The organism is Pseudomonas sp. Irchel s3a18 (genome assembly GCF_900187535.1).
Lineage (GTDB): Bacteria > Pseudomonadota > Gammaproteobacteria > Pseudomonadales > Pseudomonadaceae > Aquipseudomonas.
This window is the reverse complement of sequence record NZ_FYDV01000001.1, coordinates 601,022-622,089: the sequence shown is the minus strand read 5'-3', so window position 1 is coordinate 622,089 and position 21,068 is coordinate 601,022. Positions and strand designations below refer to the sequence as shown.

General features: G+C 63.8%; 16 protein-coding genes. 6 read left to right on the top strand and 10 right to left on the bottom strand.

Going from position 1 to position 21,068, the window contains the following annotated elements:
* Window positions 1–253 precede the first annotated feature (253 nt).
* The 3 genes from CKW29_RS02555 to CKW29_RS02545 are packed head-to-tail and all read right to left on the bottom strand — an operon-like array spanning window position 254 to window position 5,332.
* Window positions 254–1,387, bottom strand: coding sequence for a branched-chain amino acid ABC transporter substrate-binding protein (locus tag CKW29_RS02555; RefSeq protein WP_095147866.1), 1,134 nt, complete (start codon window positions 1,385–1,387; stop codon window positions 254–256).
* 48 nt (window positions 1,388–1,435) lie between these two features.
* Entirely contained in the window at window positions 1,436–4,120 is a 2,685-nt protein-coding gene (gene mdeB, locus CKW29_RS02550) for an alpha-ketoglutarate dehydrogenase (RefSeq protein WP_218192177.1), read from the bottom strand.
* A 12-nt stretch (window positions 4,121–4,132) separates the two neighbouring features.
* Complete coding sequence (locus CKW29_RS02545; protein WP_095146588.1) at window positions 4,133–5,332, bottom strand: methionine gamma-lyase; 1,200 nt, start codon at window positions 5,330–5,332, stop codon at window positions 4,133–4,135.
* A gap of 124 nt (window positions 5,333–5,456) precedes the next feature.
* Here CKW29_RS02545 and CKW29_RS02540 point away from each other — a divergent pair, with 124 nt between their 5' ends.
* Window positions 5,457–5,927, top strand: coding sequence for an Lrp/AsnC family transcriptional regulator (locus CKW29_RS02540; protein WP_095146587.1), 471 nt, complete (start codon window positions 5,457–5,459; stop codon window positions 5,925–5,927).
* A 39-nt stretch (window positions 5,928–5,966) separates the two neighbouring features.
* Here CKW29_RS02540 and chrA read toward each other — a convergent pair whose 3' ends face one another.
* Together chrA and CKW29_RS02530 are read right to left on the bottom strand one after the other, a co-directional pair.
* Window positions 5,967–7,172, bottom strand: coding sequence for a chromate efflux transporter (gene chrA / locus CKW29_RS02535; protein ID WP_095147865.1), 1,206 nt, complete (start codon window positions 7,170–7,172; stop codon window positions 5,967–5,969).
* 96 nt (window positions 7,173–7,268) lie between these two features.
* Entirely contained in the window at window positions 7,269–7,979 is a 711-nt protein-coding gene (locus CKW29_RS02530) for an isoprenylcysteine carboxylmethyltransferase family protein (protein ID WP_256577071.1), read from the bottom strand.
* A gap of 199 nt (window positions 7,980–8,178) precedes the next feature.
* On the opposite strand from CKW29_RS02530, the gene CKW29_RS02525 reads away from it, so the two are divergent.
* Window positions 8,179–8,775 (top strand): LysE family translocator, encoded by a 597-nt coding sequence (locus CKW29_RS02525; RefSeq protein ID WP_095146585.1) that lies wholly within the window; start codon window positions 8,179–8,181, stop codon window positions 8,773–8,775.
* Here the strand turns inward: CKW29_RS02525 and CKW29_RS02520 are convergent.
* On the bottom strand, window positions 8,772–9,653 hold the full coding sequence (locus CKW29_RS02520; RefSeq protein ID WP_095146584.1) for an AraC family transcriptional regulator: 882 nt from the start codon (window positions 9,651–9,653) through the stop codon (window positions 8,772–8,774). The two genes, CKW29_RS02525 and CKW29_RS02520, sit on opposite strands and share 4 nt — an antisense overlap.
* Before the next feature lie 238 nt (window positions 9,654–9,891).
* On the opposite strand from CKW29_RS02520, the gene CKW29_RS02515 reads away from it, so the two are divergent.
* Window positions 9,892–11,346, top strand: coding sequence for a TrkH family potassium uptake protein (locus CKW29_RS02515; RefSeq protein WP_095147864.1), 1,455 nt, complete (start codon window positions 9,892–9,894; stop codon window positions 11,344–11,346).
* Between the two features lie 100 nt (window positions 11,347–11,446).
* The gene (aspT, locus tag CKW29_RS02510; RefSeq protein ID WP_095147863.1) at window positions 11,447–13,138 is read left to right on the top strand and encodes an aspartate-alanine antiporter; all 1,692 of its coding nucleotides are present in this window, start codon (window positions 11,447–11,449) and stop codon (window positions 13,136–13,138) included.
* A gap of 21 nt (window positions 13,139–13,159) precedes the next feature.
* Here aspT and CKW29_RS02505 read toward each other — a convergent pair whose 3' ends face one another.
* The 4 genes from CKW29_RS02505 to CKW29_RS02490 all read right to left on the bottom strand — a co-directional run bounded on the left by CKW29_RS02505 (window position 13,160) and on the right by CKW29_RS02490 (window position 18,085).
* Window positions 13,160–13,663: a VOC family protein gene (locus CKW29_RS02505; protein ID WP_095146582.1), complete on the bottom strand. Its 504-nt coding sequence runs from the start codon at window positions 13,661–13,663 to the stop codon at window positions 13,160–13,162.
* A 125-nt stretch (window positions 13,664–13,788) separates the two neighbouring features.
* Window positions 13,789–16,269 carry a TonB-dependent siderophore receptor gene (locus CKW29_RS02500; RefSeq protein ID WP_177452375.1) on the bottom strand — a complete coding sequence of 827 codons (2,481 nt, stop codon included), beginning with the start codon at window positions 16,267–16,269 and terminating at the stop codon, window positions 13,789–13,791.
* 301 nt (window positions 16,270–16,570) lie between these two features.
* Window positions 16,571–17,554, bottom strand: coding sequence for a FecR domain-containing protein (locus CKW29_RS02495; RefSeq protein WP_095146581.1), 984 nt, complete (start codon window positions 17,552–17,554; stop codon window positions 16,571–16,573).
* Between the two features lie 6 nt (window positions 17,555–17,560).
* A complete protein-coding gene (locus tag CKW29_RS02490; protein ID WP_095147862.1) occupies window positions 17,561–18,085 on the bottom strand; it encodes a sigma-70 family RNA polymerase sigma factor in 525 nt (174 codons plus the stop codon).
* Between the two features lie 350 nt (window positions 18,086–18,435).
* On the opposite strand from CKW29_RS02490, the gene CKW29_RS02485 reads away from it, so the two are divergent.
* Both CKW29_RS02485 and CKW29_RS02480 read left to right on the top strand, forming a co-directional pair.
* Entirely contained in the window at window positions 18,436–18,897 is a 462-nt protein-coding gene (locus CKW29_RS02485; RefSeq protein WP_095077151.1) for a (2Fe-2S)-binding protein, read from the top strand.
* Window positions 18,884–21,067 carry a xanthine dehydrogenase family protein molybdopterin-binding subunit gene (locus CKW29_RS02480; RefSeq protein WP_095147861.1) on the top strand — a complete coding sequence of 728 codons (2,184 nt, stop codon included), beginning with the start codon at window positions 18,884–18,886 and terminating at the stop codon, window positions 21,065–21,067. Before CKW29_RS02485 ends, CKW29_RS02480 begins: the two co-directional genes overlap by 14 nt.
* Window position 21,068: the final 1 nt, after the last annotated feature.

Below are 21,068 nucleotides of genomic sequence, written 5' to 3'. Positions count from 1 at the left end.
CAATCACGCCTGGCGTCAGTCGGCAATCAGGGGGCGATGGACAAACGATACCAGCCTGGCTCGATCCCGCCCGACGCCCGGCGTAGCGACAGGCATTACGCAAGGTCGGCATGGGCAAGATCTCTCCCGGCGTCAACGGACGGCTTGCGCCTGTTGCTCAGGAGTCTTGAGGGTGACGATGGGAGGGCGGGTGCGGCGGGAGGTTGTGCAACGACTGTGCAAGCCAGGCGGGCCGGCTTGCACAGCGGATCGGTCAGAGCCCTGCGCTGTCTTCGGCCACGGTCTTTGGCTTGCCGTAGTGCCATTCGTAGACCACGAACTTGAAGTCCTTGAGGTCGCCTTTCTCATCGAAGCTCAGGTCCCCGGTGGGGGTCTTGAAGGTGCCGCCATGGATCGCCTCGGCCACTTTCTCCGGGTCTTCGCTCTTGGCAGCCGCGATGGCGCCGGCAATCACTTCGACCGCCGAATAGGTGGGCAGGACAAACGGCCCGGTAGGGTTTTCCTGCTTCGCTTCGAAGGCTTGCACCAGGGTCTGGTTGGCCGGGTCCTGATCGAAGGATTTAGGCAGGGTCACCAGCATGCCTTCCGAGGCATCCTTGGCGATTTGCGAGATGGAGTCGTTACCCACGCCTTCAGGCCCCATGAAGCGGGCGGTGAGGCCTTTCTCCCTGGCCTGGCGCAGCAGCAGGCCCATTTCCGGGTGGTAGCCGCCGAAGTACACGAAGTCGACATTGGCCTGCTTGAGCCGGGTCAGGATCGAGGAGTAGTCACGCTCGCCGACATTGAGGCCTTCGAACATCGCGACCTTGATGCCTTCCTTGCCCAGGATGTCGCGGACCGAGGTGGCGATGCCTTCGCCGTATTGCTGCTTGTCGTGCAGGACCGCGACGCTGGCCGGTTTCAGGCCCGTGATGTAGCGCGCCGCCGCCGGGCCCTGGGCGTTGTCCAGGCCAATGGTGCGGAAGATCATCCGGTAGCCGCGTGCCGTCAGTTCCGGGCTGGTGGCGGCGGGGGTAATCATGACGATACCTTCGTCTTCGTAGATGTCAGACGCCGGTTGGGTCGAGCTGGAGCACAGGTGGCCGACCACGAACTTGATGCCGTCGTTGACCACTTTGTTGGCCACCGCCACCGCTTGCTTGGGGTCACAGGCATCGTCGTATTCCACGGCCACCAGTTGCTTGCCGTCGACGCCACCCTTGGCGTTGATTTGCTCGATGGCCATGCGGGCACCGCTGAACTGCATGTCACCGTACTGCGCCACCGGGCCGGTCTTGGGGCCGGCGATGCCGATCCTGATGCTGTCGGCCGCCAGCGTATGGCAGGACAGGCCAGCGAGGATCATGGCGCTGAGCAGGCGGGTGGTTGTGTTGTTGATACGACTCATGGGGGTTCCACTCCTGTGGGTAACGATTCATAAGGTGTTGCAGGTGATTCAGCGATCCCAGGGCGCGGTGCGCGCGGGGTCGGGTTTGTAGCGCCGGATCGCCTCGGCGAGTACGCCGGGGTCGAGGCCATCGTGGTCCACCAGGCTTTTCAAGCCGGCAATGACAATGCTGTGCCGGTCCACCTCAAAGAACTCCCTGAGGTTGTGGCGATTATCGCTGCGCCCGAAACCGTCGGTGCCCAGGGTGGTGTAGGGCGCTTCCAGGTATTGGGCGATCAGTTGTGGCCAGGCGCGGATGTAGTCGGTGGCGGCGATCACCGGCTGTGTGCCGCCCAGGTATTTATCCAGCTGGCTGCTGCGTTGGGCGCCGCCCTGCAGGCGGTTGTCGCGCTCGACTTCGCGGGCCTGGCGTGCCAGTTCGCTGAAGCTGGTGGCGCTGAACACCTCGCTGTCGATGTTCCAGTCCCGGGCCAGGATCGCGCTGGCTTCGATCACCTCCCGCAGGATGGTCCCGGAGCCCAGCAGCCGCAGGCGAATCCGCGAAGCCTCCGTGCTGCTGCTCGAATAGCGGTACAGGCCGCGCAGGATATCGTCGTGCCGGTCGGCATCGATCGATGGCTGGGGGTAGTTCTCATTCATCACCGCCACGTAGTGGAACTCGTCGCACTGTTCCTCCAGCAGGCGGCGCGCAGCGTGGTCGAGGATCACCGCCAGCTCCCCGGCAAAGCACGGGTCCCAGGCGCGGCAGTTGGGCACCATCGAGGCCATCACCAGGCTGGAACCGTCCTGGTGCTGCAAGCCTTCGCCGCCCAGGGTGGTACGACCGGCGGTCGCCCCCAGCAAAATGCCCCGGGAGCGCTGGTCGGCGGCAGCCCAGATCAGGTCGCCGACCCGTTGGAAGCCGAACATCGAGTAGTAGATGTACACCGGCAGCATCGGCTCGCCATGCACCGAATAGGAGGTGGCCGCCGCGACCCAGGACGACAGGGCGCCGGCTTCGGTGATGCCTTCTTCCAGTAACTGGCCATTGCGCGATTCGCGATAAGACAGGATCGAGCCGCTGTCTTCCGGCTCGTACAACTGCCCGTGGGGCGAGTAAATGCCGATCTGCCGAAACAGGCTGGCCATGCCGAAGGTGCGCGCTTCATCGGCGACGATCGGCACCACCCGCGGCCCCAATTGCGGGGCCTTGAGCCAGGCGGTGAGCAGGCGCACGGCGGCCATGGTGGTCGACATCTCCTTGCCCTCGGCCTGCAAGGCAAAGCCGCCGGTGACGTCCAGCGGCGGCACCGGGATCGTTGGCGCCTGGTGCTTGCGCGCCGGCAATGGCCCGCCCAGGGCCTGGCGCCGGGCATGCAGGTAGCGCATCTCCGGGCTGTTTTCCGGCGGACGATAGAAACGCAGTTGCGCGACGTCCTCATCCGTCAGCGGCAGATGGAAGCGGTCACGGAAGGTCAGCAGGGCAGTGATATCGAGCTTTTTCGCCTGGTGCGCAGTCATTCGCGACTCGCCGGCGGCGCCGATGCCAAAGCCTTTCTTGGTCTTGGCCAGAATCACGGTCGGTCGGCCCTTGCAGGCCTTGGCGGCGGCAAAGGCGGCGTAGAGTTTGCGCAAGTCGTGCCCGCCGCGCTTGAGGGCGTTGATTTCCTCAGCGCTCATGTGCTCCACCAGGCGCCGGACGTTCGGGTCCTTCTGGAAGAAGTGCTCCAGGTTATACGCGCCGTCATGGGCGCCGAGGGTCTGGAATTCACCATCGGGGGTCGCCGCCAGGCGCTTGAGTAGCACATGTTCGGTATCGCGGGCGAACAGCGCATCCCACTCCGAGCCCCACAGAACTTTGATCACGTTCCAGCCGGCGCCGGCGAACAACGCTTCCAGTTCCTGGATGATCTGGCCGTTACCGCGCACCGGGCCGTCGAGGCGTTGCAGGTTGCAGTTGACGATGAAGGTCAGGTTGTCCAATTGCTCCCGGGCGGCCAGGGACAGGCCGGCGATGGATTCCGGCTCGTCCATCTCGCCATCGCCGAACACGCCCCAGACGTGGCGCCCATCGGTCTGCTTCAGGCCTCGGTGCTGCAAATAGCGCATGAACCGCGCCTGGTACACCGCGCTGATGGGGCCGATGCCCATGGACCCGGTAGGGAACTGCCAGAAGTCCGGCATCAGCCACGGATGAGGGTAGGAGCACAGGCCGGGACCGTTGATTTCCTGGCGGTAGTTGGCCAGTTGCTCTTCACTCAGGCGCCCTTCGAGAAACGCCCTGGCATACACCCCGGGCGCCGAGTGTGGCTGGAAGAACACCAGGTCGGCATTGCGCTGGCCGTCGTCGCCATCCCCGCGAAAAAAATGCTGGAATCCCACCTCGAAGATTTCCGCCGCCGACGCGTAACTGGCGATATGTCCACCCAGTTCGCCGTAGGCCTGGTTGGCGCGAACCACCATGGCCAGGGCGTTCCAGCGCAGTAACCCGGTGATGCGTTCTTCCAGTGGCAGATCACCGGGGTAGGTGCCCTGTTGCTCCAGGGACAGGGTGTTGCGGTAGGCGGAAAAGGCCTGGGCCTCGCGGCTGATACCGTGTTCCCTGGCATATTCCTCCAGGCGCTTGAGCAGGTAGCGGGCGCGCTCCGGGCCGCAGGCGTCGAGGGTGGAGCCCAGGGCGTCGAGCCATTCCCGGGTTTCCTGCGGGTCCTGGTCACTGAAGTCGCTATCGTTGTCGGGGTAAGCCATGGCCATTTTCAACCTCCCTCACGCGCACACATCGAGGGCCTGGGCGACGTCGGCAAGCAAGTCGGCGCAGTCTTCCAAGCCTACCGACAAGCGTACCAGCCCCTCGGCAATACCGTGGCGGGCGCGTTCTTCAGGGGTGTAGGTGGAGTGGGTCATGCTGGCCGGGTGCTGGGCGAGGGATTCGGCGTCTCCCAGGCTGACGGCGCGGCTGAACAGTTGCAGGGCGTTCATGAAGCGCTTGCCGGTGGGCAGCCCGCCCTTGAGTTCGAACGCAATCATGCCCCCCGGCAATTTCATTTGCCGGGCCGCCAACTCGTACTGGGCAAAGGAGGGCAGGCCGGGGTACGTCACCGACTCGACGGCAGGGTGTTCCTGCAAATATCGGGCAATCACCTGAGCGTTGCTGCAATGGCGCTCCATGCGCAACGACAGGGTCTTGAGCCCGCGCATCAGCAAGAAGGCGTCCTGGGGCGACATCACGGCACCGGTCAGGTCCTTGAGCCCTTGCAGGCGGATTCGGTTCGCCAGTGCCTGGCTGCTCACCACGATACCGGCGGTGATGTCGCCATGGCCGCTGAGGTACTTGGTGGCCGAATGCACCACTACGTCCGCGCCCAGGTCCAGCGGTCGTTGCAGGTACGGGGTGCAGTAGGTGTTATCCACCACCAGGGTGACATCCGGGTGCTTGCGGGTGATCCCGGCCACCGCCGCGATATCGACCAGTTGCATGTTCGGGTTGGCCGGCGACTCGAAATAGATCATGCGCGTCGCGGGCCCGATGGCATCGCGCAACTCGGCCAGGTTGGCCATGTCGACATGGCGCACCTTGATGCCAAACTCGCCGATGCCGTGGTGCAGCAGGGCGAAGGTGCACCCGTACAGGGTGCCATTGACGATGATCTCGTCGCCGGGACGCAGCAGGCTCCAGAAGGTCGCGGCAATCGCCCCCATGCCGGAGCTGAAGGCCACCGCGGCCTCGCCGTTTTCCAGGGTGGCCATGCGTGACTCCAGCAGCGCCAGGGTCGGGTTGGAGATGCGAGTGTAGAAGTGCCCGGGCTCTTCGCCGGCGAAACACCCTGCACCGTATTCGACGGTGGGGAAGGCGAAGGTGGACGTCAGGTAGATCGGCGGGATCAGTGCGCCGTTGTTGTCCAGCGGGTTGTAGCCGTGATGGATGGCGCGGGTAGAAAAGCCAAGCTCATTGTTTTTATTGTTCATGGTCAACGCTCCCTGATTTCCTACAATGCTATGCTCAAACTCAACGCGAAAAATTCCAAAATAACCGACGAATAAACGGTTGTTTAGAATAAATATCCCTAAAAACAAGATTGAGAGGCAAGACATGCCCCCTGGCCTGGATCGCACTGACAAGGCACTCCTCATCGCCCTGCAAGGCAATGCCCGACTGACGGTCGCCGAGTTGGCCGATCAGGTTGCCCTGACCACCTCGCCGTGCTGGCGACGGGTGAAACTCCTCGAGGAGAGCGGGGTGATCACGGGCTATCAGGCGGTGCTTTCGCCCAAGGCGCTGGGCTACGGTGTCACCGCGTTTGTCAGCGTGATGATGGAGTCCCATAACCAGGACATGGCCAGGACCTTCGAACAGCGCTTGCTGGAAATTCCGGAAATCGTCGCCTGCCACAACGTCTCCGGGCGCTACGACTTTCTGCTGGAAGTGGTGGCCAAGGACCTGGAGTCCTTCGGCGAGTTCGCGCGCGAGGTGCTGCAAACCCTGCCGGCGGTCAAGGAGATCTACTCGAGCTTTTCGTTCAAATCGGTCAAGCCGTCGCGCGTGGTCCCGGTGCTGGACTGAGCGCGACCGTGCCCTGGCGGGTCTCAGACCCCGCGCGGCTCAGGGCATGAGGCTCAACAGCCCGCCGGCAATGCCGCAACCCACGACCACCAGCCAGGGTGGGAGCTTCCAGTACATCAACGCCACCAAGGCGACCAGTGCCAGGCCGAAGTCCGCCGGCTGCACAATGGCGCTGGTCCATACCGGCCGATAGAGCGCGGCCAGCAGCAGGCCGACCACCGCGGCGTTGATCCCGAACATCGCCGCTTGCACGCCTTGATTGCGCCGCAGTCGCTCCCAGAACGGCAGGACGCCGAGTACCAGCAGCCAGGACGGTGCGAAGATCGCCAGCAGGCACAGCAGACCGCCGAGCCAGCCTGACTGCGGGCCGTGCATCGAGGCCCCGAGAAAGGCGGCAAAGGTGAACAACGGACCGGGCATGGCCTGGGTCGCACCGTAGCCGGCCAGGAAGGTCTCGTTACTGATCCAGCCAGTGGGGACCACTTCGGCCTGGAGCAGCGGGAGCATGACGTGCCCGCCACCGAACACCAGGGATCCGCTGCGGTAGAAGGCACCCAGCATGTTCAGGGTCGGACTGGCCATCAGTCCGGCCAACAGTGGCAGGCCCGCCAGCAAGGCCAGAAAGAGTGTCAGCCACAGCGCCCCCGCCCGGCGACTGACCGTGATCGGCAGCGGCTCATGCTCGCCGGCCTGCGGGGGCTTGCACAGCAACAGGCCCGCGATGCCCGCGCCAGCCATCACCCCAACCTGTGCCCAGGCCGATGGCAGCAGTAGCACCAGGCAGGTCGCGGCCACCATCAACGTGATGCGGGGTACATCCGGGCAGAGGGTGCGCGCCATGCCCCATACCGCCTGGGCGACGATGGCCACCGCGACGACTTTCAGGCCGTGCAGGGTGCCGGACGGTAGCACTTCCCCATAACCGGAAATACCCAGCGCCAGCAGGATCAGGAGCAGTGCCGAGGGCAGGGTAAAACCGAGCCAGGCTGCCAGCGCGCCACGGTAGCCGGCCCGCGACAGGCCCAGGGCCATGCCGACCTGGCTGCTGGCGGGGCCGGGCAAAAACTGGCAGAGCGTCACCAGATCCCCATAGCTGCGCTCACTCAACCAGCGTCGGCGGACCACGAACTCCGCTCGAAAGTAGCCCAGATGGGCGACGGGGCCACCGAACGAGGTCAGTCCCAGGCGTAGGAAGACAAGAAAGACCTGCCAGGGGCTACGATCGTCGAGGTGGGTAGGGGGCATGGGCTGTTCTTCTGGAAATCATGTGGGCTGCATCGGTCATCGGGATGAGCGACGGACTCAGGGGTTCTCTACAGCCTATCAGCGGGCAGGAATCATTCACCAGACGCCGGGGAGCAATCTCCACCGCACCCGACGGGAATAGTCGGCATAGCCGGGCAGTTCGGCCTGCAATAACCGGTCTTCCCAGGCCGTGCGCAGGACCAGTAGCGCTGCCGCGAGCGCGGCGGGCACCAGCGCCCAGAACGAGCCCAGCGCCAGCGCCATGCCGAAGAACAGAAACAGTGCGCCGACATACCCGGGGTGCCGCACGAAGCGGTAGGGACCGCCATCAATCACGCGCTGATGCCGTTCGGACTGGATCCGTACGCCCGGTTCGAAGAACGGATTCACCGCCTGTGCCCAGCCCGTCACACCGATCCCCGCCAGCACGCCGAGATAACCCGCCAGCACCGCCCAGGCCGGAACGGCCGAGCCATGAAACCGCCCGGCATCGAGGGCGGCCACCGGCAGGATCGCCACCAGAGTCGGCAGGAGGAGCGCCAGCAGCGCTTTGTCCCAGCGTTTGGTGCCCGCCTGAATCCGGCTGCGCGCACGGTAGATCACCGGGTTGACCCGGGCGAGCACCAGGGCCGAGATCCCGAAACCCAGCACCAGCACGCCGAGGAATATCCACCCGGGCCGCCAGGCGAGGGTACCGGCGGGCAGGAAGATCAGGCCCAACAGCGCCAGCGGCAGGCCGATCGCATAGGCGACGACCATACCCGGCGACATCGGGCTCGGGTCACGGGGCTCTTCGGTGTTTGCCATGCTGCTTACCCTTTGTGATGCAGTGTTTGCTCGTCATCGGTGTTGCGGCAGTTGTACTGTCAGTGACATCCGTATGACACAGATCGTTCGATCTGCAACGCGGACATCCGCCAAGGGGTGTTTTCTTCAATACAGCTGCCTGGGCCTCCTTCTACCTTGAGCGCCGGGATGTCCCCGGTTGTCTGAAGGAAGGTGTGCAATGAGTCTGATCATTTCCATGGCCGCGTTTGCGTTGGTTGCGTCGATCACCCCGGGGCCGGTGAACATTGTTGCCCTGAGTTCGGGGGCGCAGTACGGCTTTCGCGCCAGTCAGCGGCACGTGGCGGGGGCCACCCTGGGGTTTGTGCTGTTGCTGGTGTTGATGGGGTTGGGCTTGCATGAGCTGCTGGAACGCTGGCCGGCGTTGACCCGGGTGGTGCAGTTGGCCGGGGTGGCGTTTCTACTGTTCATGGCCTGGAAACTGGCGACCGATGATGGCCGTCTCGGCACCAAGGACGGGGGCAAGGCGCCGACGATGTTCTACGGGGCGCTGATGCAGTGGCTCAACCCCAAGGCCTGGCTGGCCTGTGTCGCGGGCATGGGGGCCTTTGTCGCTGACGGAGATGCGCGGCTGGTCTGGCAGTTTGCGGCGGTGTACCTGGTGATCTGCTACCTGTCGGTCGCCTGTTGGGCCTATGCCGGTACCTATTTGCGGCACTACCTGAACAATGCCGGTGGCATGCGTCTGTTCAACCGCTTGATGGCATTGCTGCTGGCGCTCAGCGCCGGCTATCTGCTGCTGCCTCAGGCGGTTTAGCCGCGATATTGCCCGGGTGTCGCGGCCAGGTGCTGTTTGAAGGCGCGCTGAAAGTGCGCCTGGTCGGCGAACCCCGCTTGCAGCGCGACGTCGGCAATCAGCTTGCCCTGGCGCAACTGGTGGCGGGCGAACTGGATGCGCTGGTTGACCAGGAACGCATGGGGCGTCATCCCGTACTGTTGCTTGAACGCGCGGATCAGGTACGACGTCGAGAGCTGCGCCGCTTCGCAGATATCCTCCAGTTTCAGCGCCTGGGTGCAGTGCTCGCGGATGTACTCGGCGGCCCGTTCGAGCTTGAAGTTGGGTTCGCGAACCAGGACCTCGGCCGGGTTGAGCAGGGTCTGTACCTCGGTAAAGAACGCCACCGTGGCGCTGTGTTTTTGCAGGATCGGCGCCTGTTCGTCGAGCAGGGTGTCATACAGTTGATTGAGCCCGTCGAACACGGCGCGGTCGTCGCAATGGGGGATGGCAAAGCGCCGAAAATCCAGTTCCGCGCTGAATCCCAGCTGATGCTGGAGGTCGGTCAGCCACGGCGTATCGACATACAGCATGCGGTAGGCCCATGGCTGGTCGTCGATGGGGTTGCAGGCATGGACGTCGCCGGGGTTCATCAGCACCACGGTGCCAGCTGCAACTTCGAAGGCCGAGCGCTCATGCAGGTAGGTGCTGCGTCCGGCCGTGATTGCACCGATGGAGAAATGCTCGTGGGAATGCCGGGCGTAACAGACTTCTCGACCATCGGCGATGGCGCGTGCCTCGATGAAGGGCAGGGCATCATCGCGCCAGAAGCGCGGGGACGTGTCCCCTGCCTGGGTCTTTGGTCGAGGTGAAGGGGGGGTAAAAACGCCCTTGGCCTGTGCGGCATTGCGGTATGACATGGGGGTGGATTCCATTGTGCGCATCACGGCAGTGGCGTGCGTGACATGCGGGCAACGAGACGCATGCGCCTCTTCTACACTGTTAATCGTTGTTTGAGAAGCGGGTGCCGATGCCTCCCGGTGGTCCGGCGCAGGTGATGAGTGCACTGCGCAGCCAAGGGAAAAATTACGGAAACTTTACGCGGGCGCACGGTTCGACCTCTGATACTGCGTGCCTTTTATCTGGTGGGTCTGTTTGATGTCTGGCACGGCAATTCGGCTTATCGGTTTTATCCTGGGCATGTTTCTGATAACGCTGGCTGTCAGCATGGCGATCCCCATGCTGACCCTGGTGGCGCACGAGCGCAGCGACGACCTGCCGGCCTTTCTCTGGTCGAGCCTGATCACCTTCGTTTGCGGGCTGTTGCTGGTGGCAAAGGGGCGCCCGGAAACCGTGCAATTGCGCCCCCGGGACATGTACCTGCTGACGACGGCGAGCTGGGTCGTGGTCTGCACCTTTGCGGCGCTGCCCATGGTGTTCATCCGTCACATCAGCTACACCGACGCGTTCTTTGAAACGATGTCGGGGATTACCACCACCGGCTCCACGGTCCTGACCGGCCTGGACACCGCCTCTCCCGGATTGTTGATCTGGCGCTCGATGCTGCATTGGCTCGGGGGTATAGGCTTTATCGGTATGGCGGTGGCGATTCTTCCCATGTTGCGGGTGGGCGGCATGCGGCTGTTCCAGACCGAGTCGTCGGACTGGTCGGAGAAAGTGACGCCACGCTCCCATGTCGGTGCCACGTACATCGTCTGGATTTACCTGGGCCTGACTGGCCTTGGCACGCTGGCGCTGTGGCTTGCCGGGATGACCCCGTTCGAAGCAGTCAACCATGCCATGTCGCTGATCTCGACCGGCGGCTTCTCGACCTCGGATGCGTCCCTGGGGCACTGGACCCAACCGGCGATTCATTGGGTGGCGGTGGTCATCATGATCCTCGGCAGCCTGCCGTTCGCGTTGTACGTCGCGAGCTTGCGCGGCCATCGAAGTGCCGTGCTCAAGGATCAGCAGGTGCGGGGGTTCATCGGTTTCCTGGTCTTGACCTGGCTGGCGTTCGGTACCTGGCTGTGGCTGCACAGCGACTTCGGGTGGTGGGATGCGTTTCGCATCGTGGCGGTCAACGTGACGTCAGTGGTCACGACCACGGGGGTCGCGGTCGGCGACTACACCTTGTGGGGCAGCTTTTCCGTGCTGCTGTTCTTCTACCTGACCTTCGTGGGGGGGTGTTCCGGCTCCACGGCGGGAGGCCTGAAGATCTTTCGTTTCCAGGTGGCCGCCGCGCTGCTGATGAGCAACCTCAAGCAACTCATCCACCCACGGGCGGTGATTCAGAAGCAGTACAACGGTCACGCCATTGACGAGGAGATTGTCCGGTCGCTGTTGACCTTCTCGTTTTTTTTCACCATCACCATTGCCGTGATTGCCCTGGGGCTGGCGCTTATCGGGCTGGACTGGACGACCGCGTTGACGGGGGCCGCCACGGCCGTGTGTAACGTGGGCCCGGGGGCAGGGGCGATCATCGGGCCGGCAGGTAATTTTTCAACCTTGCCTGATGCCGCGAAGTGGCTGTTGACCATTGGCATGCTCCTGGGGCGCCTGGAAATCCTGACGGTACTGGTGCTGTTCACGCCGGTGTTCTGGAAGTACTGAACCCGGAACGGAATGATTTAGCGACTACACTGGCCGGCGACAGGACTCTGTTGCCACCTGGTGCGCGACGTGCTCAATCAAACCGGAAAGGGAGTTTCGAATGCTTGAGTTCTTGCTGGGTGCGCTACAGGCGTCACCGGAAATCGCGGTGTTCCTGGCGATTTCCCTAGGCGTGCTCATCGGTCGGATTCAGCTGGGCAGCTTTCACCTCGGATCGGTGGCCGGCGCCCTGTTGATGGGGTTGCTGATCGGGCAGATCGGCATTGAGGTGCCACAAGCCTTCAAATCGGTGTTCTTTGCACTGTTCATCTACGCAGTGGGGTTCAAGAGCGGGCCGGAGTTTTTTGGCAGCCTCAACCGCGGCACCCTGAAACTGGTGTTGCTGTCGGTGGTGCTGTGTGCGACGGCACTGGGCTCGATCCTGCTGATGAACGCGGTCTTCCATTTCGACGCCGGCTTCACCGCCGGTCTCGGCGCGGGTGCGCTGACCGACACGGCGATCATGGGAACCGCCAGCAGCGCCATCAACGAACTGGCCCTCGAGCCGGCGGCCCGGAACCTGCTCAACAGCCATATGGCCGTGGCCTATGCGGTGACGTACCTGTTCGGCACCATCGGCCTGATCGTGTTTGTCGGCACTGTTGCCCCACGTCTGCTGGGGATCGACCTGAAAAGCTCGGCCCGGGAACTGGAGCGGGAGTTGGGCATCGACAATGAGGAAGACGCCATCGCCGTACCTTATACCCGCGTGGTGGTGCGTGCCCATCGGGTCGCGGCCAACGGGCCCGCGGACGGTCACCCCATTGCCTGGCTCGAACAGCAGCATGCGGGCCTGACGGTGGAGCGGGTGGTGCGCGACGGTCACGTACTGGAGCGGGATATCAGTCTGGTCCTGCGGGCGGATGACATTCTGGGGGGCTATGCGCTGCGCGAGGCCGTGGGACCTTTGAACGAGTGGATCGGACCGGAACTGGATCACCCACTATCGCTTTCGTTTGCTACACGTCAGGCGGACATTGTCCTGACCTCGGCTGAGTTTGCGGGCAAGACCCTGCAGCAGATCAAGCGTCTGGTCACCGGCGGCGACCGCCCGGGGTGTTTTGTCAACGCCATTACCCGCCAGACGTTTGAACTGCCGCTGTTGCCCAATACCGTTCTGCGCCGTGGCGACGTGATTTCCCTGACCGGGCGTACCCGCAGTGTCGAAGCGCTGGCGGCGCGCCTGGGGCGGATCCGCAAGCAGGATTACAAGAGCGATATCGCCATTCATACCCTGGGCATGGTCATCGGCTCGGTGCTGGGGCTGCTGTCGACCCATGTCGGCATGATCCCGGTGGAGCTCGGAGTCGGCGGTGGCGTGCTGGTGACGGGGCTGGTGATTGGCTGGTACAACTCCCGTCACCCTGAAACGGGTGCGTTGCCCCCGGCCGCGCAATGGGCGTTTTCCGAGTTCGGCCTGACCGCCTTTGGCGCCGTGATCGGGTTGCTGGCCGGGCCTGCGGCCATCACCGCCATGCGCGAGCATGGTCTGCCACTGTTGCTTTCAGGGGTGGTGGTGACCCTGTTGCCGCCTCTGGTCTCCCTGTATTTCGGTCGATATGTGTTGCGCTTGCACCCCATGATCCTGCTTGGCGCCCTCGCCGGGGCGCAGACCGAAGCGGCGTCCATGAACAAAATCATCGAACAGTCCGGCAGTAGCACGCCGGTGATCGGCTTTACCGTGTGTTATGCGATCTCCAACGTGCTGCTGGCCGTGTGCGGCCCCATCATCGTGTTTGTGGTCGCAGGCTGAGCCCCGAGTGGCCGGGGCGTCTCAGCCCTGGTCGTTGAAGGCCCGCTCGAGTGTGGCGATGTCGATTTTCTTCATGTTGAGCATGGCCTGCATGGCGCGTTGGGACTTGCTGGAGTCCTGGTCGGTCATCATCTCCATCAACGCCACCGGTACGATTTGCCAGGACAGGCCGAACTTGTCCTTGAGCCAGCCGCATTGCTGGGCCTGCTCGTCGCCCCCGGCCGACAGAGCGTACCAGAAGTGATCGATTTCAAACTGCGAGTGGCAGTTGACCTGGAACGAGATCGCCTCGTTGAAGCGAAACACCGGGCCGCCGTTGAGAGCGGTGAAGGTCTGGCCGTCGAGCACGAAACTGATGGTCATCACCGAGCCTTCGGGCCGACCGTGGAACTCGAAGCCGGCCTTGCCGTAGCGAGTGATGGCGGTGACGGTGGAGTGCTCGAACACCGAGCAGTAGAAGTGCGCGGCGTCTTCGGCCTGGTCGTCGAACCACAGGCAGGGGGTGAGTTTCTGGATACGCGACATGGCGGTTCTCCTCAACAGGTCATCACACTGGACTATCAGCATAGTCGTTGGGTGATGCCGTGGATCGACCGTCGGGAGAACCGCGCGCTGCCGACGGTTCGGCAGCGGCGGGAGGGGCAGTTGGCCTAGAAGTCCCACTTGGTGGTGAGCATCAGGTTGCGCGGCTCGCCATAAAAGGTGGTGTCGAAGTTGCCCAGGCCCGTCAGGTACTTCTTGTCGAAGACGTTGTTGGCGTTGGCGGTGAAGCTCAGGTGCTCGTTGTACTGATAGCGGGTCATCAGGTCGACGAGGCTGTAGCCGCCCTGGCTGATCCGGGTGTTATCGCCCACGGTCGGGCTGTAGACCTTGCCGTAGAACGCGCTCTGCCAACTGACCCCGCCACCGACGGTGACCTTGTCCAGGGCGCCCGGCAGGCGGTAGGTGGTGAATGTGCGGATCACGTGTTCCGGCTTGGTGGTGGACAGCGGGTAACCGTAGACGCGTTGATCGTCCTGGTCGCGGGTGCGGGCGTAGGTGTAGCCGGCGATCAGGTTCCAGCCTTCCTGCAGTTCACCGGCCAGTTCCAGCTCCACGCCCTGGGTGGTGGCGCCATCGACGGCCTTGTAGATGCCTTCGTCGGTGACCGGGTTGGTGCCGATCGATTCGGCAACGTTGTCCTGCTCGATGCGGAACAGGGCCAGGCTGGCGTTCAGCCTGCCGTCCAGGTACGCGGCCTTGAGGCCGGTTTCATAGCTGTCGCCTTCCACCGGCGCCAGGGTCTTGCCATCGGTGTCCTTGTAGACCTGCGGCTGGTAGATCGAGGTGTAGCTGGCGTAGACCGAGTAGGTATCGTCCAGGTCATAGATCACGCCGGCGTAGGGGGTAACGACGCCATGTTCCTTGTAGCTGGCGTGGGTGTCGTCCAGGCCTGAGCCCGGGTAGTAGGCGTAGTCTTCGTTGTACTTGAAGGTGCTCAAGCGGCTGCCGAGGATGAACGACAGGTCGTCGGTCGGTCGCAGGCGGGTGGCCAGGTAAACACCGTTCTGGCTCTGGGTGCGCTCGTATTTGCCGTTTTTCGGAAATGCCTGGTACGGCAGGTCGCCGTTCCAGTCATAGATGCTGCCCGGCACCGTTTCGAAGGCGCTGGTGTCGTAGGTCGAGCCGGTCTGGCGCGAGTGGGACGCCATGACGCCGGCCACCAGGTCATGCTCGCGACCGCCCAGGGTGAAGGGGCCGGAGAGGTTGACGTCGGCGGTGTCCTGGACGCGATGGCCTTCCCAGCGGCCCCAGTACAGGAACATGCCTTCGCCGGTGGCCCGGTCCGGGTTGCCGCCACTGGCCGAGGCCAGGCGGGTGTCGTGGTCGGTGGTTTTCTCGTCGAGGCTGACTTTGAGTTTCCAGTCATTGGCCAGCGCCTGCTCCAGGGAGGCGAAGTAGGTGATGTCGTCGAAGTCGCGACGACTCCAGTCGGCGCCCGGGTTGAAGTGGCGCGAAAAATCGGTGCGGCCGCCGTCGGAGAAGTAGGTCGGGTTGCCGGTCCAGGAGGTCCCGCGTGGGGTCACGCTGGACTTGTCGATACCGAAGGTCAGCAGGGTGTCCGGGGTCAGGTCGGCTTCCAGGATGCCGTAGAACAGATCCTTCTTCTGGCTGTAATGATCGAGGTAGGAGTTCTTGTCCTGATAGGCGCCGACGAAGCGCCCGCGCAGGCTGCCGCTGTCGTTCAACGGTCCGGAGATATCGCCTTCGGTGCGGTAGGCGTCCCAGGAGCCGACGGTACCGCTGACCGAAGCCTTGAACGCCTTGGTTGGCTTCTTGCGAATCAGGTTGACCGTGGCAGAGGGGTCGCCGGAGCCGGTCATCAGGCCGGTAGCGCCCTTGACCACTTCAATACGGTCCAGGGTGGCCGCGTCGACGTTAGTGGCCGCTTCACCGTAAACGCCGTCGTAGACGCGGTTGACGCCATCGTACTGGTAGTTGGTGATGGCAAAGCCGCGGGACGAGAACTCCATGCGGTCGGTGTCGTAGGCCTGTTGCGTGATGCCGGGGGTATTGCGCAACACGTCGCCGACATCCTGTGCGCCGCGATCGTCCATTTGCTGACGGGTGATCACGGTGACCGACTGCGGCGTTTCACGCAGTGACAACGGCAAGCCGGTGGCCGAGGACGTGGAGCCGGTGGTGTAGGAGTGGGTGTCCTCGGTGGTCGTCCCCAGGCCTTGGCCGGAAATGGTCGTGGCCCCCAGTTGCAACGTGCCGTCACCCGTGGGCTCCGCTTGCAGCACGTAGCTGCCATCGGCTTGCGGCTGGGCTTGCAGGCCGCTGCCCTGAAGCAGGTGCTGCAAGGCTTCCTGTTCAGTGAAACTGCCGTTGAGCCCCGGGCTGCGTTTGCCGCTGGCCAGGTCGTTGTGCCCGGCGAGGAACACCCCGGATTGCTCGGCGTAGCTATTGAGCGCACTGACCAACGAACCCGCGGCAATGCGGTACTGGCGCTGGCTGCTGGACTGCTCGCGGCTGGCGGTGTCAGCCGCCTGGGTGGCCACAGGGGCCAGGCTCAGCAGGGCGGCGGGAAGGGCCAGTGCCAAGGGGCGCAAGGCGAAACGAAAACGGGCGGCGACGTGGTGCGGCATGGAGGTCCCTTTGGATCGAGTCGATCGGCAATTGAAGTGCTTCTTGGGGTTAACCGAACGAAAAACGCAAAAGGGAACCGCGATCTGAAAAAAATCTGGTTCTGGTGTAATGCAGTTCAGTTAAGGCGATGAGACTGCACTTGTAGGAGCAGCCGGTCGACGCTCGAGTGCTCGCGATGGGCGTTAACGATTACGCGTATTTTCTGAGTAACCGTGTAGTTCTTGAGTTCATCGCGAGCGCGCTCGCTCCTACAAAGCTCGGTGTCGCTTGATTGATCAGCAGTACGATTCTGGCGATGGTTCAGGCTTTGGCACCGACGCTGACCCACCAGGCCAGGGTCTTTTCGACGCGGATCGGCAGCGCCGCTTCCAGCAGGCGCAGGGCCTGGTCAGTGTCCTTGAGCGGGAAAGAACCCATCACCGGCAACTGCGCCACTGCCGGGTCGCAGGCCAGATAGCCTTGGCGATAGCGGCTCAGCTCTTCGATCAACTGGCCCAGCGGCAGGTTATCCGCCAACAGCACGCCACGGCGCCAGGCTTCGCGGGCCATAGAGACGGCGCGCCCGGGTTCGAAGGCCGTCTGGCTGAAAGCCATTTGCCGCCCAGCCTGCACCACGTTGACCTGATCGTTGGCCAGGCGCACCTCAACGGCCCCTTCGAACACGTTGAGCAAGGTCCGCTCATCGTCCTGGCGCACACTGAAACGCGTGCCCAATGCCCGTAACAGGCCCTGTGCGGTCTGCACCCGAAACGGTCGCAACGGGTCCCTGGCCGTGTCGATCAGCACTTCGCCGGCGCGCAATCGCAGCAGGCGTTCACGGGCGTCAAAGCGCACATCCAGCGCGCTGAGCGCATTGAGCCAGAGCTGGCTGCCGTCGCTGAGCCGGCTTTCGCGGATCTCTGCGGTGCCGGTGGAAAGGTCGGCGGTCCAGCGGTCCAGGGTGTCCGGCAGCGATGTCTGGTGCCAGGCGCTCCAGCCGAGCAGGCTGCCGGAGGTGAGAATCAGCAGGGACTTGAGGGTCTGGCGGCGCGTGACGCTGGTACGCCCGGTACCCCGCAAGGCCTGGCTGGCCGCGGGTGATGCGCCGTCGCCGTGCAGCGGCGCAAAGCGCTCGCCGACCCGCTCCACGTAGCGCCAGGCCGCCTGGTGCTCGCCGCTCTGGGCCAGCCAGGCTTGCCAGCGCAGGCGCTCGTGTTCGTCGACCTGTTGGTCGTTGAGTTGCACATACCAGTGGGCCGCCTGTTGCAGGCTGGCGTGGCTGAGTGCTTTCAAGGCTCCAGGCAAGGGCGCTTACTCGATCAGCAGGCCGTCGAGCTCGGCCTCCAGCAGGGCGCAATGCATCAGGGCCTGGGCCAGGTACTTCTTGACCATGCGTTCGGACACCCCGATCTCAAGGCCAATGGCCTTGTAGGGCATGCCATGCAGTTGCGCGAGGATGAACGCATCGCTGACCCGCTGGGGCAGGCGCTGCAGCATGGCATCCACTTCGTGCAGGGTCTCGACGATGATCAAGCGTTGCTCGGGGGAGGGCTGCAGGGCCTGGGGGCGTTCGCTCAATGCCTGCAGCCAGGCCTGTTCCAGCTGCCGGCGGCGCCAGTGATCAATGCACAGGCCCCGGGCAATAGTCGCCAGGTGGGAGCGCTCATGCACTTCGCACTCGAAGTCCTGCGGGCGCTTGAGGACGCGGACAAAGGTGTCGTGTGCCAGGTCGGCCGCATCGAACGCATCGCTCAAACGTCGGCGTAATAGCGCGTACAGCCAGCGATGGTGGCTGGTGTAGAGGTTCTGCACGAGGGAGGTTTCGACGACCATCATTGAGTGCGCATGTCCAGGAGGCGCCGTAACGCCAAGGCTGCAAATGGGAATTGGTCGCGATTAAAACAAAAGGTCTTCGGCGATGCAAATGATATTGGTTTGCTTTTGGGTGGCGTGTCGGGCGGGTGTGTGGGTGGAGCGTTGTTGGCTGTCGATGTGACAACTTCATGGGGCTTTGAAGAGGTGACCCCGTTTTTGTGCTGGCCGTTGGGTGACCGGTGGTCGCTCAACCCCGAGCCTCAGGGAAATTGCGCTTAGCTCAATGAACAACCCGACGCGCGCGTAGGCATCCGTTGCCACAGCGACGCGATCAAAGGACAGAAAGTCCTGACCGCCCCGAGGAGATTGCCGTGCTGACGTTCAATATCAATGGTAAGGACCACCCCCTGGAAGTGCCTGGCGACATGCCGTTGTTGTGGGTGTTGCGTGATGTCGCGCACCTGACCGGGACCAAGTTCGGCTGTGGCATGGCCCAGTGCGGCGCCTGCACGGTCAACGTCGATGGCGCGCCGTTGCGCTCGTGCATCACGCCGGCTGCGGCGGTGGCCAACGGGCAGAAGATTCTCACCATCGAAGGCTTGTCGAGCGACGGTTCGCACCCGGTGCAGCGCGCCTGGGCCGAGATCGATGTGGTGCAGTGCGGCTACTGTCAATCCGGGCAAATCATGTCGACCGTGGCGTTGCTGGCAAAAATACCGGCACCGACGGACAGCGACATCGACCAGGCGCTGTCGGGCAATCTCTGCCGTTGCGGCACCTATCCACGCATTCGTGCCGCGGTCAAACGCGCTGCCGACCTTGGGGAGGCTTGAACATGGGTCCTGTCATGGATACGTCCGGCGCACCTTTCTGAAAGGCAGCGCTGTGCTGGGTGCGGGCCTGGTGGTGGGGTTCTTCATCCCCGGGGCCAATCGCTTTGCCCAGGCTGCAGCGGCACCGGATGCGGTGTTCGCCCCCAACGCCTTTCTTCGCATCGCTCCCGATGGCCGAGTGACGGTCCTGCTGGGGCATTCGGAAATGGGCCAGGGGATCTGGACCGGTCTGACCATGCTGATCGCCGAAGAACTGGATGCCGATTGGAGCCGCATCCGTGTTGAACACGCGCCGGCATCGGCGGCTGACTATGGACTGCCGGCCTTCGGAGGCATGCAGATTACCGGGGGCTCGACCTCGACCTGGATGGAGTTCGACCGTTACCGCCAGGCCGGTGCCGCCGCCCGGTTGATGCTGATCCAGGCGGCCGCCAAGCGCTTCAATGTTGCACTGTCGCAGGTCCGGACGGAGTCGGGGGTGGTCATCGCCGGTGACCAGCGTGCCACCTATGGCGAACTGGCCAATGAGGCCGGGCAACTGCCGGCACCGGATCCGGCGTCGATCAAGCTCAAGGAGGCCAGGGACTGGAGGATTATCGGCAAACCCACCCAGCGCCTGGACACTCCGGAGAAAATCACCGGGCAGGCGAAGTTCGGCATGGATGTGCAGTTCGACGGCTTGCTGACCGCCATGGTCGCCCGTTCGCCGGTGTTTGGCGGCAGCGTCAGGTCATTCGATGCCCAGGCCGCGCTGGCCCTGCCGGGGGTGCATAAAGTAGTGCAAGTGCCGACCGGGATCGCGGTGGTAGCCGATCATTACTGGGCGGCGAAGCTGGGTCGCGATGCCTTGAAAATCGACTGGGACCTTGGCCCCAACAAGGGGCTGGACAGCCTGGCGCTGCTGCAAAGCTTCCGCAAGCTGGCCGCCACCCCGGGGACGCCCGCCAGCCAGGCCGGCGACGTCAATTCAGCGCTGGGTAAGGCGGTGAAAACCGTCGAGGCCGAGTACAGCGTGCCTTATCTGGCCCATGCCCCGATGGAGCCGCTCAACTGCACTGTCAGGATTACCCCGGACCAGTGCGAGATCTGGACCGGCACCCAGTTCCAGACCCTGGACCAGATGATCGCGGCAAAAATCACCGGGCTCAAACCCGAGCAGGTGGTGATCCACACCGAGTTCCTCGGTGGCGGGTTTGGCCGGCGGGCCAATCCGACCTCGGACTTTGTCAGCGAAGCGGTGCAGGTGGCCAAGGCCGCGGGCGCGCCGGTGAAAACCGTCTGGTCGAGGGAGGATGACATTCGCGGTGGCTATTACCGCTCGGCGTTTGTGCATCAGGCCCGTATCGGCCTGGGTGCCGATGGCTTGCCCCAGGCCTGGAAGCATGTGCTGGTCGGCCAGTCGATCATGGCCGGGACCATGCTGGAGGCGACCATGGTCAAGGACGGCATCGACAAGACCTCGGTCGAAGGGGTGGCCGACAGCCCTTACCTGACCGGGCTGGCCAACCACCGGGTGGACCTGCACTCACCGCAGACCGGGATCAGCGTGTTGTGGTTGCGTTCGGTGGGGCACACCCACACGGCCTTCGTCATGGAGTCGCTGATCGACGAACTGGCCGCGGCGGCGGGCCAGGATCCGGTGGCATACCGACGCACCTTGCTCAAGGCGCATCCACGGCATCTGGGCGTACTGAACCTGGCGGTGGAGAAGGCCAACTGGAAGGCGCCGTTGCCGGCGGGGCATGCCTTGGGCGTGGCGGTACACGAGTCCTTTGGCAGTTACGTCGCGCAGGTGGCCGAGGTGTCGCAGGACAACCTGAAAATCCGTGTGCACCGCGTAGTCTGTGCGGTCGACTGCGGGATTGCGGTGAACCCTGCGAGCATTGCCGCGCAAATGGAGTCCTGTATCACCTTTGGCCTGGGGTTCACCCTGCACAGCAAGCTGACGTTCAAGGACGGCCAGGTTCAGCAGTCCAACTACCATGACTATCAGGTGCTGCGTCTGAACGAAATGTCGGTGGTGGAGGTGCACATCGTGCCCAGCACCGACAAACCGGGCGGTATCGGCGAGACCGGTGTGCCGCCGACCGCGCCGGCAGTGGCCAACGCGGTGTTCGCCCTGACCGGGCAACGGCTGCGTGAACTGCCCTTGCAACTGGCGGGGGTGTGAG